Raw genomic sequence first — 12,415 nt, 5'->3', positions numbered from 1 at the left:
CACACTGGCACAATAACGTCGGTATGACTGGCACAATAACGCCGGTATATCCACTCTGTCAACCAATGATCTAAACAGTCCTGATAATTCAGTAATATTTCCTATTATAATATCATTGAAGTCAAATTTTAATTGATTAGCAAAAATACACCAATGTTCGTTCCATGGATGTGATAAAATATTCACATCATACTTAGACATTATGTTAGAAAACACACTGTAACATTTTCTTGTAAGGATACTTTTTATGTCTATTTGTTCAATTTTTTCCATAACTGTATTTATAATTTAAAATTAAATAATTATTTTCCTTTATCATCCTTGAAATAAAATTAACCATAGTATTCAGTAAAAGTTACTAAGAGGGCTATGATTTATTCCGAAGATTTGGTTTTTGAGAGTGATGATTAATCTTTTTTGAATTTTGTGGATGCTTGTCTGGTTCTTAGTTAATATCAACTTCGTATACAAGAATAGGTGAAAGATTTTGCAGTAATCTATTTAGTCCTAACTAAAGGATGATAGCCCTGAAGAATGAAGGGATAGCGTCCTTGTTTCCTTTATTTATTGTCTTGATATCTTTTGATTTCCTCGTTGAACTTTAATTGTCTAGAATAGCTTTTAAATCCCTCAAACATGGCAAACCCCCATTCTTTCACTCTATTATAGCTGTAATTTGATTTTGATTTGTATTGATCAATTTGGAGTATCTTTTTTGATCGTGTATCAAAAAACACATAATATGCGGAAATTGTTTTGTGATAATTTGAAAAATATTCATATATAATAGTGAATCCAAGAGAGTTACTGTTATTTGTTGGGTATTTGTTTATTATTGATTGGATGGAGTCAGGATGTATTGAATATACCTTTTTTGTTACTAAACGTCTAGAGTTCAAATTAAGGTTTGAATTGTTGATATAATCAAGATTGTAATTAAAACTACCAATATTCATCCAGCTTTGCACATCTTCAGGTTTTAGCGAAAGTTCCATCTGTTCTGTCCAAATCATTATAAAGCTAACGATGTCTTGTTTTGTTCTTTTTTCATCGATTATTTTGAAATTAGAAAAATCATAACCATAAAATAGTATTGAATCTATATTTTGATGTATTTCAATTTTTTCTTGTGTGTTAGATAGATAATCAATAAGATCTAATTTGGAGGAGATTTTGTTTTTTACCTTTTTGCCATCCTTGAATTCATAGAAGACATTGTATTCATTAATTAGGGTAATCTTACATGCGATTGTATCATCTTTTTCAATCAAAACCCAATCTGAATAGTTTTGAGATTTAACAGTTGAATTGAAACTAATCAATAATATAAATATTAGCAAGGCTGATGTTTTGTTTTTCATGTTAATTTGGAATAATGGATATAAAATAGCTTGGTACTTCATGAAGTAAATCTTATAAAACTCAAAGCTAAAAAAAATCATAATACTAGACATGATAACAGCATAATTTTCATCTGTTTTCTTAAATCCCCTTTTCTTTATACAAAGTAAAAATAAGCCCCAAACCATTTATCATTAAGGCCCAACTTCATATAGTTTTGTATTTTTACCCTGCAAAACTATTCCTACTCACAAAAACTAATACATATCAAGAACCAACAAACATATCTAATCCTAAGCTCTGTGCTGATAGCGCTGATGCTATTGGCATTTTGGCTATTTTATAATCCAGTAAAGGATTTTGAAATGAGTGTGCCAGGTATGGATAATCGTCCTGATAGCATTTCTGGAAGTGGAGAGAAAGTGAAGATTGGAGCCGATTTTATTCGTTTTGCTGAATCCTCTAGTCAACTGCAAGGAAAATGGACAGAATTTAGAGGAGGGCAAAGAGATAATATTTACTCTGGAACTATTCCTCTTATCGATAAATTTCCTGAATCTGGTCCTAATATTTTATGGACTAAGGAATTGGGAGAAGGCCATGCTGCTCCTGCCATCTACAATGGTGAAGCCTATATCCTCGATTATATGGAGGATGAAAAAGCCGATGCCCTGCGCTGCTTTTCTCTCGAAACTGGAGAAGAGCTTTGGCGAAGAAGCTATAAAGTCCATATTAAAAGGAATCATGGGATTTCAAGAACCATTCCAGCTGTAAATGAAGATTATATTGTCAGTTTAGGTCCAAAAGCCCAAGTGATGTGCTGCGATAGAAAAACCGGTGAATTGATTTGGGGTTTAGATTTGGTGAAAGATTACCAAGCAGAAATTCCATTTTGGTACACCGGTCAATGTCCTTTGATTATAGATAATGTGGCGATAATAGCTCCCGGAGGAAATAGTTTGCTTATGGGCGTGGATTGTAAAACCGGAGACATCCTCTGGAAAACTCCAAATCCAAATCATTGGAAAATGTCTCACTCCTCGGTGATGCCCATGGCACTCAATGGCCAAGAAATGTTGGTTTATGCTGCGGTGGGTGGTATTTGTGGAGTGGCTGCCAAAGGCGATAATGCTGGAGAGCTGCTCTGGGAAATGAAAGATTTTGCACCTAATGTAGTAGCACCTTCTCCTCTGATTTTGAAAGATGGAAAAATATTTATGACCGCAGGTTATGGTGCAGGTTCTGTATTGTTTCAAGTGAAAGAATCAGCAGGAAATTATAAAGTAGAGCTATTACAAGAATTCAAACCCAAACAGGGGATGGCTTCGGAACAGCAAACAGCCATATATTTTCAAGACCATATCTTCACCATTTTACCCAAAGATGCCGGAAGCAAAAGAAATCAATTTGTCTGTTGCCAGGCTGATGATGCCATGAATATTCTGTGGACAAGTGGGAAAGAGGAGCGCTACGGGCTCGGGCCTTATGTGATTGCTGATGGAAAATTCTTCATTCTTAAAGATGAAGGAACCTTATCCATAGCTAAAGCTTCTACCAAAAAATTCGTACTTTTAGATAAGCATAAAATACTAGATGGTCACGATGCTTGGGGACCTATTGCTATTGCCGATGGTCGATTGCTGATGCGCGACTCTAAAACATTAGTATGCATTGATATTGAAAAAAGATAAGGATATTATGAAAGGAAATAAAATCATCATACCCATTGCAATTGTGCTATTATTAGCCATTACTGGTTTTATGGCTATGGATTTCTTTGGCGTTTTCGAGAAGCCAAACGAAAATCCTTATGAGTATAATTTAGATACTTTTAAAGATGTCAAACCCCAAGATATTTCCCATAAGGAAATTCAGCAAATCTTCACCCAAATAGAAGCATTACGCGCTATTGCTATAGATAAAGACGATTATATCTATGTAAGTGGAGCTGATAAATTAATCAAATATGATAAATCTGGTCAGTTTCTCCATGAAATAGAAACTGGTTTTGATGCTTTTTGTATGGCCATTTCTGAACAAGGGAAATTATATTTGGGAAGCAGAAAAGAGATTCAGATATACACTTTAAGCCTAGAATTGATTGATACTTGGAAAATACATGCTGAAAATGCCATCCTCACCAGTTTGGCAGTGAATGAACAAAATATTTATCTGGCGGATGCTGGAAACAAAATAATTTTCCGATATGATTTGAATGGGGAGTTTCAAAATGAAATAGGAAGAAAAGACCCCAGTCAAGGTATTGATGGTTTTGTGATTCCAAGTCCTTATTTTGATGTGGCCTTAGGTAGGGATGGAGAGCTTTGGGCGGTAAATTCAGGCCGACATCAATTGGAGTCTTATCAGGAAGATGGTCGTTTGATATCTTCTTGGAAAAAGTCTTCCATGGGAGTAGATGGATTTAGCGGATGTTGTAACCCTTCTCATATTGCTATCCTCTCAAATGGTTCTTTCGTGACTAGTGAAAAGGGCATAGAAAGAATAAAAATCACAAGCCCAACCGGAGAGTTTCTTTCTGTGGTAGCTCCTCCTAAGTCGTTTGATTTAGGAACTAAAGGAATTGATTTGGCGGTGGATTCAAAGGATAGAATATTGGCCATCGATCCTAAAAGAAAACAGATAAGAATCTTTACAAAATTGGAGGAGTAGCCATGTATAACAGAAGAGATTTTATCAGAAAAATATTTAGAACCACTAGCCTTTTATCATTGGCAGTATTGAGTGGTTATTTACTATTCGGAAGGAAAACGGAGGAGGTCTGCGATTTTAGTTTTGTGTGTAGAAATTGCAAAAAGCAAGACAATTGTAGTTTGCCAGAAGCACGAGAATTTCAAGAAAAGAGAGTAAATGAGTAAGGACGAGAAAAATAAGGATTTGAGTAGGCGAGATTTCCTACAAAAGGGATTTCGGCTCACAGCTGCATTGTCGCTAGGAGGTTTGGGAATCTTTTTAGCCAAAGATGCTTCCTCTGAGGATATGCTTTGGCAGCTCGATCCGGCCAAATGTGTACAATGTGGCCGTTGTGCTACCCATTGTGTGGTTACTCCATCAGCAGTAAAATGTCTTCATGTTTTCGATATGTGTGGCTACTGCGATTTATGCGGTGGCTATTTCCGTCCCGAAGCTAAACAATTACATACCGGCGCCGAAAATCAATTATGTCCAACAGGAGCCATCAAGCGAAACTTTGTAGAAGATCCATTTTTTCAATACGAAATCATTGACGAACTCTGTATTGGCTGTGGAAAATGTGTAGCAGGCTGCGATGCCTTCGGAAATGGCTCCTTACAATTACAAGTAAGCCACGATATTTGTGTGAATTGCAATCAATGTGCCATTGCCACCAATTGCCCTGCCGACGCTTTTGAGCGAGTGCCCAGCAGTAAAAAGAATATTTCCAAAGGTTTTAGCGGAGGTGAAGATGTTTAAGGTTAACTGGGATATTAACTTTTTTGATTGCCCCTTCCCTAAAGGGAGCAAAAAAGAATACACAACTTCCTTAGACTTTAGACAGTTTTTTCAAAGAATCCTCCCTTTAGGGTCGGGGCAAAGATTCTTTGAAAAATATATTAGAGAAAATAAGCTAGCACCCAAGCTAGCGCGGATTTGTAATCCGTGCGATAAAAATACTCTCAATACTTCCTTAAGTTTGCACGGAAAACATTTCCGCGCGAGCCTCTTGTATATCACAAGGCTATTCTCTCGTGTTTTTAGCTTTTCTAAAAATTTAAAACCAAGATTAATACCACTTCTCCTAGTCTTATTCTTATCCATCTTTTCCTTCAATGCTTCAGCCCAAAGGTTCCCAAAACCAGAGTTCGAGTCAGGCTTCGAGCAAGAAGCTCATCAACTCACCTTACCTCGTTCCGACTTTATGGAATACTTCGATGTATTTGTATTGCTGGTGGCAATGAGTTTAATCACCTGGTTGGTTTTGAAAAAGAGATCTCGAAAAGGCGTGTTCTGGATGTCCCTATTTAGCATCCTCTATTTTGGTTTTTATCGAGAAGGCTGTGTCTGCTCAGTGGGCTCCTTACAAAATATTGCACTTGCCTTATTTAATCCTGGCTATAAAATCCCACTTACTGTATTGGCCTTTTTTCTGATACCACTTATTTATGCTCTTTTCTTTGGCCGGACTTTCTGTGCAGGAGTTTGCCCATTGGGTGCCATTCAAGATATATTTGCTTGGAAGCCTTTGCAGCTCAAACCTTGGCTACAAAAATTGTTGGGTTTAATTCCTTTTATCTATTTAGGATTGGCCGTTTTGTATGCCGCTACAGCCACCGATTTTGTGATTTGTCGCTACGATCCATTTGTGGGTATTTATAGAATCAATGCAGAATTCACCATGATTGTTCTTGGAGGATTGTTTTTACTCACCAGTATCTTTATTGCCAGGCCCTATTGTCGGTTTTTCTGTCCTTATGGAGTCTTACTAAATTGGATGAGTCGTTTCTCAAAATATCACATGACCATCACACCAAGTGAGTGTATTCAATGTAAGCTTTGTGAAAATTCCTGTCCTTTTGGAGCCATAGAAATTCCAGAAGTCTCAGTGCCAAAAGAACCCAAAAAGAAAAGTGTGAGAAGGTTTGTGTCTCTAGCTATGATTATTCCAGCTTTAGCCATTTTGGGAGCATGGACAGGAGCACAATTTCATGAGAATTTAGCTATGGTTCATCCCAAAATGAAATTAGCGGAGGAGATTTTTATCATCAATGAAAATGGAGGATTTGATGAGAACAGCAGTAAAAAAGAAACATTAGAAATAGATGCATATAGAAGGTCGGGGCAAGCTGCTGAAGAACTATATGCTGAAGCAGATATTATATTAAAACAGTTTTATATAGGTGGGATATGGTTAGGAGGATTCCTAGGATTGGTATTCGGTTTTACCTTGGCAGGTTTGAGTTTATTTAGATATAGAGAAGATTACGAGCCTAATAAAGGAGAATGTTTAAGTTGTGCTAGGTGTATGGATTATTGTCCTGTGGAAAATTAGGGAACAGTTAATAGTGAAAAACTAACAGTTGGGATAGCTTGGGAGGTTTTATACATGTTTTGAATGTTCCTTTCTGGTTGGTAAGGAAGTTTATTTATAAGTTAATAGTTGTTTGGAATTGAGGAATATTAGTTTGTGCTTAATTGAAATATTAGAAATGATAAAATTATAAACGCCTTAAATATAATGTCATGACTGAATCGATTTTAAGAAAAAAGAGTTATTTGTTTGCTGTAGAGATTGTTTTATTAGTGAAGAAGCTTCAGCAAGAAAAGAAAGAATACATATTAACGAAGCAAATTATAAGAAGTGGAACTAGTATTGGAGCTAATATTCGAGAGGCAGAGTTTGCACAAAGTGATGCTGATTTTGTTCATAAAATGAGCATATCTTTGAAAGAAGCTAACGAAACTATTTATTGGTTAGATTTACTGAAGGATACAGATTATTTAGGTAAAGAAGAATATAAAAAGCAAGTTCATAACGCAAAAGAATTATTGAGAATGTTGATATCAACAATAAATACAATGAAAAAGAAAAATAAGAAATAGAGGGAAGAACTTCAGGAGGGTAAACACTGTTACCTATTCACTATTAGTTTTTCACTTTTATAAAATGAAAAAGAAAAACAAGAACAAGAAATAGTTGTATGAATCCAGTGAATACTAAACTGTTAACTATTAGTTATTAACTGTTAACTAAAAACTCTTTCAAATAAAAAATGAAGACAAGAAATAATAACATAAAAACCTGGGAAACCATAGCAAGAATAAGCATAGCATTCGCCCTGCTCATATCCGTGTTGTTAATCGCTAACTATGCGCAATACAAAACCATGGATCCGGTGGAGTCGGAGCTCATTTTAGGTTTGGTACAGCGACTCAATGAAAACCCCGATGATGCACAATTACGCGATCAGATTCGAGCTTTAGACCTGCTATCTCGCAAGGCCTATTTTACCAAGCAGTGGCAGGTTCGAACTGGTGGATATTTATTGTTGATGAGTATCATCCTTTTGGTGATTTCCAAGCAAATGCAGCTGACCAATAAAGGAAAAGAAGTCGATTTTACAGAAAGAGAAGAGGGATTTGCGAGCCAAAAGAAAACCAGACTGTGGGTGAGTATTGCTGGAGGAACTATTGTGGTAATAGCCTTAGCATTCGCTTTTTTAAACCATAAAGATTTGGGTGAGAATTTAAACTATGCTATTGCTCAGAAAACGGAAGTTGAGTCCACTCCGGAAGCTCAAATCACTCCAGCTTCTCAAGAAACCATTATTGAAAATCCGAATGAACCTATCCAGACTCCTCCAGAGGAAATTCCTGCAATAGTTGAAGAAAAACAAGAGGAGCCTAAACCTGAACAAATAGAAGAAAAGATAATAGAAAAAACACCGAAGAAAGAACTTGAAAAAGAAGAATCAGTACAGCAAGAAGAACAAGTAAAAGCAGAGCCCATTGTAGAAGAAGATAAAGTAGTGAAAGAGGAAAACTCAAACACGCCAAGTTTTCCAACAGAAGCAGAACTCAAAGCCAATTATAATGCATTCAGAGGATTTGGAAGCAATGGAATCGATTTCCATAAAAACATTCCTACCACTTGGGATGCCAGCACAGGAGATAACATCCTCTGGAAAATAGAAATCCCCATTCATGGTTATAATTCTCCAATAATTTGGGGTGATAAACTATTTTTAAGTGGAGCGGATGCTAATAAACGAGAAGTTTATTGCATCGATAGAAATACTGGGGAAATCATTTGGACTTACGATGTAAGTGCTGTCCCAGGCTCACCAGAAAAATCACCCAAAGTAACTGATGATACAGGATTGGCAGCTCCTAGTCTTACTACCAATGGAATTCAGGTTTTTGCCCTCTTTGGAAATGGAGATTTAGTAGCCTTAGATTTATCAGGAAATAAACTATGGGATAAGAACCTCGGCGCTACCAATAACCACTATGGTCATTCCTCATCTTTAGTAGTTCATGAGGAGGTTCTAATAGTCCAATATGACATTAAGAAAAATCCCAAACTGATGGGTTTGAACATATTCACAGGAGAACAAATCTATTTAACACCTAGAAAAGTAAAAGTATCATGGGCTTCTCCGGTTCTTGTCAATACCGGAAATGAGATGGAAGTTATCCTAGCTGCCGACCCAATCATCGCCTCCTATCATCCAAAAACAGGAGTAGAGAATTGGCAAGTGGATTGCATTTTTGGAGAGGTTGGTCCTTCAGTTGCCTATGGCGATGGACTAGTTTTTGGAGTGAATGAATATGCCAAATTAGTAGCCATCAAATTGGGTGAAACAGCAGAAATCCTTTGGGAAGATGATGAATTGCTCTCCGATGTACCAAGCCCAATTGTAAAAGATGGGTTGATGTATTTAGCCACCAGCTATGGAGTAGTAGCTTGCTACGATGCAAATAGCGGAGAAAAATACTGGGAAAACGAATTTGATAATGGTTTTTATGGTTCACCCATTTATTCCGATGGAAATATTTACTTAATGGATATGGGCGGAATTGTTCATGTGTTTAAAGCAGGAAAAGAATTTGTATCTATTGCCTCCAATCCTTTAGGAGAAGATGGCATGACCAGCCCAGCTTTTATGGATGGAAGAATTTATCTTCGCGGTAATAAACGTTTGGTATGCATAGGGAAAAAGTAAAGGATGATAGCCCTGAAGTATACATGGAGCGGAGGTGAAATGTAAAAAGGGATAGCGTCCTTGGTTTTCAGACCAGGGCCTCAATCCTTTCGCAATGCTCAAGGCTTTGATCCCTTAGCTAATTTGAAAGGATGAAACGTATCCTTGGTATTAGGCGAAAATAAGATATTAGAAGTTCGAAATATCCATTCATCAATTTCCTTATCTTTGTAAGATAATTCTTCATTATGAGTACAATAGAAATTCGAAATCATATCATGCAACATCTTTCAAAAATCGAGGATGTATCATTTTTAAATGCCATTAAAACGATTATAGAATCTAAAGTTTCTTCAGATTATTATGAACTTAGTGATTATGAAATAGGAAGAGTAAATGAAGCAAGAGAGGATTTCAAGAATCAGAAAACCATTTCAAATGATGATCTCCAAAATGAAATAGGGGAATGGCTGAAAGAAGAATAGAATGGTCTATAGAAGCAAGAAATGATTTATTCCGAATCCTCAAGTTTTATAGAAATCGAATTGAATCGAACAAGTATAGCATAAAACTAAATAATAAGATTTCTAAAACACTTCTCACACTCTCTAAAAACCCCAATATAGGACTGAAAACCAGATTTGAATCAGTTAAAATTTATAATACTGGAGATTATCAAATTATCTATGAAATCTACGACCAACTTATTTTGGTGATTCTAATTTGGGATTGTAGGAGAAATCCATATAATAAGCGGATAGGTAAGCGAATCTCAAAGTATACATAGTCTTTTAGAAGTATTCTAAACTTTACAAAATTGGAGCCAAATAGGCTGGTTTTTACTATCTTCATCCTCTCATTTTATGGATATCAATATTCGTGAAAATCAGCGTAATTCGCGGACAAAATATGAAACAAAAAGTAGATCAAATAATAGCCGAAAAAGGCAGGAAGGTAGAAGCGGTCATACCCATTCTACAGGCCATTCAGGACGAGTATAATTACTTGCCTGAAGAGGCTTTGCAGCATGTGGCCGATAACACCGAGATTACATTGGAGCGTATTTATGGGATTTCTACTTTTTACTCTCAGTTTCGTCACGAACCTGTAGGGAAACACATGATAAAAGTGTGTGTGGGTACCGCTTGCCACGTGAAAGGAGCCATGCAGGTTTATGATGCTTTTAAACGAGAATTAAACATCCCAGAACAAAAAGAAACGGATTCAGATGGACTTTTTACAGTAGATAAAGTAGCTTGTCTTGGGTGTTGTACCATTGCGCCCGTTGTGCAAATCGACCAAACTACTTTCGGACATGTAGAGCCTTCCAAAGTAAAAGAGATTCTCGAAGATTTTCTCTCCTCGGATGTAAATCCAGCAACCTCAAAACTCGCAGCAAGTTTAAGTGATGCTAATAAAGACGGAGAGGTGAGAATCGGATTAGGTTCTTGCTGTGTGGCTAGTGGAAGTTCCGATGTGAAGAGAGAACTAGAGGAATCTTTACAGAAAAACCAAGCCAATGTGGATGTGAAAGAAGTGGGCTGTGTGGGTATTTGTAATCAGGTGCCTTTGCTCGAAATTCATAAACCCAACGAAAGCCCAACTTATTATACAAAAATAAAAGCCGAAGAGGTTAGTGAAATCATCAGGAAACATTTTAGGTCCAAGAGTATTTGGACCCGATGGAAGAATGATATTTCTGGAATCATAGACCAATATGTATTGAAAGACATCCCAAAGTCGGTTAAAAGATATGATTCTGAGCAGGTGGATACACCTGTTGCTGAGTTTTTAGATGGTCAGATTAATATTGCCACAGAGCATAGAGGATTTTTACAACCCACTGATTTAGAAGAATATTTAAAACTAGGAGGATTCCAGGCTTTCAAAAAATGTCTTAAGGAATTAGATCAGGATGCTATTATTAAATCCATTGAGAAGAGTGGATTGAGAGGAAGAGGCGGAGGAGGTTTCCCAACCTATAGAAAGTGGGAAATGGTAAAGAATGCCACCGATAAAGAGAAGTATGTTATCGTTAATGGTGATGAAGGTGATCCTGGGGCTTTTATGGATAGAATGCTATTGGAATCTTATCCTTTTAGAGTGATTGAAGGTTTAATGATAGCGGCTATTGCTGTGAAGGCTTCCTCAGGAATATTCTATATTAGAGCAGAATATCCTTTGGCAGTAAAGCGAATTAAAGAAGCCCTTTATTATTGTGAGAAAGCCGGTTTGATTGGCAAGAATATTTTAGGTAGTGGATTCGACTTCCCTGTAGAAGTATTTGAAGGAGCCGGTGCATTTATCTGTGGAGAGGAAACGGCTTTAATTGCTTCGGTTGAAGGAAATAGAGGATTGCCTAGCATGCGTCCGCCTTATCCTGCGGTAAAAGGGTTAAACCAAAAGCCAACTTTAATTAATAATACAGAGACTTTCGCTATGGTACCTTGGATTATACGCAAAGGCGCCGAGAAATTCCAAGAAATAGGAACAGAAAATAGCAAAGGAACCAAGGTGTTTGCTTTGGCTGGAAAGATAAATAGGGGAGGATTAATAGAAGTCCCCATTGGAATTAGTATTCGGGAGATTGTAGAGCGTATTGGTGGAGGTATCCCCAATGGAAAGGCTTTTAAAGCGGTGCAAATAGGCGGCCCATCTGGAGGATGTATTCCTGCTTCTATGATGGATACACCTATAGATTTTGAATCTCTAAAAGAAGCGGGAGCCATGATGGGTTCTGGTGGATTGGTAGTTTTAGATGAAGACGATTGTATGGTAGATATTGCCAAGTATTTCTTAAGCTTTACCCAAGATCAGAGTTGTGGAAAATGTACTTTCTGCCGTATTGGAACCACTAGAATGTTAGATGTTCTAGAGAAAATCACCAGTGGGAAAGGGGATATGGAAGATTTAGAGGTGTTGGAAAAATTAGCTTATAGTACCAAAAAAGGGAGCTTATGCGGTCTTGGGAAATCCGCACCAAATCCTATTCTATCTACCTTGAAATATTTCAGAGAAGAATATTTAGAGCATATCAATGGCACTTGTAGTACTGGAAAATGCCATGAAATGATAGAGTATTTCATAGAGGAAGAATGTATTGGATGTACCAAATGTGCACAAGATTGTCCCACCCAAGCCATTGCCCTAAAACCTTATGAAGTACATGTGGTGGAGAATGAGAAATGTATTAAATGCGATATCTGTCGCCAGGTTTGTCCTGTAAATGCTGTAATCATACGATGATTATTTTCTATAAAAAGCTAATGCGGATTTGTAATCTGCATAATAAATGAAGATTAAAGTCAGGCACACGGATTGCAAATCCGTGCAAGCAGAATGCAGTAATCATATAATGATTATTTTTAATGAAAAGCTAGCGCGGATTTGCAATC

The 12,415-nt window shown here is 36.8% G+C and carries 12 protein-coding genes; 10 read left to right on the top strand and 2 right to left on the bottom strand.

Annotated features, from left to right (window positions below):
* A partial coding sequence (locus HNS38_RS20220) for a hypothetical protein (RefSeq protein ID WP_216663696.1) occupies positions 1-273 on the bottom strand: 273 nt, incomplete at its 3' end.
* Positions 274-560: 287 nt separating this feature from the next.
* A complete protein-coding gene (locus HNS38_RS10955; RefSeq protein ID WP_172346457.1) occupies positions 561-1,361 on the bottom strand; it encodes a hypothetical protein in 801 nt (266 codons plus the stop codon).
* Between the two features lie 282 nt (positions 1,362-1,643).
* Here HNS38_RS10955 and HNS38_RS10950 point away from each other — a divergent pair, with 282 nt between their 5' ends.
* The 10 genes from HNS38_RS10950 to HNS38_RS10905 all read left to right on the top strand — a co-directional run bounded on the left by HNS38_RS10950 (position 1,644) and on the right by HNS38_RS10905 (position 12,266).
* On the top strand, positions 1,644-3,032 hold the full coding sequence (locus HNS38_RS10950) for a PQQ-binding-like beta-propeller repeat protein (RefSeq protein WP_172346456.1): 1,389 nt from the start codon (positions 1,644-1,646) through the stop codon (positions 3,030-3,032).
* Positions 3,033-3,039: 7 nt separating this feature from the next.
* The gene (locus tag HNS38_RS10945) at positions 3,040-4,011 is read left to right on the top strand and encodes an NHL repeat-containing protein (RefSeq protein ID WP_172279176.1); all 972 of its coding nucleotides are present in this window, start codon (positions 3,040-3,042) and stop codon (positions 4,009-4,011) included.
* Positions 4,012-4,013: 2 nt separating this feature from the next.
* The gene (locus tag HNS38_RS10940; RefSeq protein ID WP_172279178.1) at positions 4,014-4,217 is read left to right on the top strand and encodes a hypothetical protein; all 204 of its coding nucleotides are present in this window, start codon (positions 4,014-4,016) and stop codon (positions 4,215-4,217) included.
* Positions 4,210-4,791 carry a ferredoxin gene (locus tag HNS38_RS10935; RefSeq protein WP_172279180.1) on the top strand — a complete coding sequence of 194 codons (582 nt, stop codon included), beginning with the start codon at positions 4,210-4,212 and terminating at the stop codon, positions 4,789-4,791. Before HNS38_RS10940 ends, HNS38_RS10935 begins: the two co-directional genes overlap by 8 nt.
* Before the next feature lie 220 nt (positions 4,792-5,011).
* The gene (locus HNS38_RS10930) at positions 5,012-6,367 is read left to right on the top strand and encodes a 4Fe-4S binding protein (RefSeq protein ID WP_172346455.1); all 1,356 of its coding nucleotides are present in this window, start codon (positions 5,012-5,014) and stop codon (positions 6,365-6,367) included.
* Between the two features lie 191 nt (positions 6,368-6,558).
* Entirely contained in the window at positions 6,559-6,918 is a 360-nt protein-coding gene (locus tag HNS38_RS10925; RefSeq protein WP_172279184.1) for a four helix bundle protein, read from the top strand.
* A gap of 170 nt (positions 6,919-7,088) precedes the next feature.
* On the top strand, positions 7,089-9,041 hold the full coding sequence (locus HNS38_RS10920) for a PQQ-binding-like beta-propeller repeat protein (protein ID WP_172279186.1): 1,953 nt from the start codon (positions 7,089-7,091) through the stop codon (positions 9,039-9,041).
* Between the two features lie 227 nt (positions 9,042-9,268).
* Positions 9,269-9,505, top strand: a complete 237-nt coding sequence (locus HNS38_RS10915) for a hypothetical protein (RefSeq protein ID WP_172279188.1) — start codon at positions 9,269-9,271, stop codon at positions 9,503-9,505.
* The gene (locus HNS38_RS10910; protein ID WP_172279190.1) at positions 9,487-9,807 is read left to right on the top strand and encodes a type II toxin-antitoxin system RelE/ParE family toxin; all 321 of its coding nucleotides are present in this window, start codon (positions 9,487-9,489) and stop codon (positions 9,805-9,807) included. Before HNS38_RS10915 ends, HNS38_RS10910 begins: the two co-directional genes overlap by 19 nt.
* Positions 9,808-9,929: 122 nt before the next feature.
* Positions 9,930-12,266 (top strand): NAD(P)H-dependent oxidoreductase subunit E, encoded by a 2,337-nt coding sequence (locus HNS38_RS10905; protein ID WP_172346454.1) that lies wholly within the window; start codon positions 9,930-9,932, stop codon positions 12,264-12,266.
* Positions 12,267-12,415: the final 149 nt, after the last annotated feature.

The organism is Lentimicrobium sp. L6, from assembly GCF_013166655.1.
Taxonomy (GTDB): Bacteria; Bacteroidota; Bacteroidia; order Bacteroidales; family UBA12170; genus UBA12170.
The sequence above is the reverse complement of the archived record's forward strand: the minus strand, read 5'-3'. Positions and strand labels throughout refer to the sequence as shown.

Excerpts from the sequence above, each read along its gene's own strand:
- HNS38_RS10955 (WP_172346457.1), bottom strand. The coding sequence starts at position 1,361 with ATGAAAAACAAAACATCAGCCTTGCTAATATTTATATTATTGATTAGT.
- HNS38_RS10945 (WP_172279176.1), top strand. The coding sequence starts at position 3,040 with ATGAAAGGAAATAAAATCATCATACCCATTGCAATTGTGCTATTATTA.
- HNS38_RS10940 (WP_172279178.1), top strand. The coding sequence starts at position 4,014 with ATGTATAACAGAAGAGATTTTATCAGAAAAATATTTAGAACCACTAGC.
- HNS38_RS10935 (WP_172279180.1), top strand. The coding sequence starts at position 4,210 with ATGAGTAAGGACGAGAAAAATAAGGATTTGAGTAGGCGAGATTTCCTA.
- HNS38_RS10925 (WP_172279184.1), top strand. The coding sequence starts at position 6,559 with ATGACTGAATCGATTTTAAGAAAAAAGAGTTATTTGTTTGCTGTAGAG.
- HNS38_RS10920 (WP_172279186.1), top strand. The coding sequence starts at position 7,089 with ATGAAGACAAGAAATAATAACATAAAAACCTGGGAAACCATAGCAAGA.
- HNS38_RS10915 (WP_172279188.1), top strand. The coding sequence starts at position 9,269 with ATGAGTACAATAGAAATTCGAAATCATATCATGCAACATCTTTCAAAA.
- HNS38_RS10910 (WP_172279190.1), top strand. The coding sequence starts at position 9,487 with ATGGCTGAAAGAAGAATAGAATGGTCTATAGAAGCAAGAAATGATTTA.
- HNS38_RS10905 (WP_172346454.1), top strand. The coding sequence starts at position 9,930 with ATGAAACAAAAAGTAGATCAAATAATAGCCGAAAAAGGCAGGAAGGTA.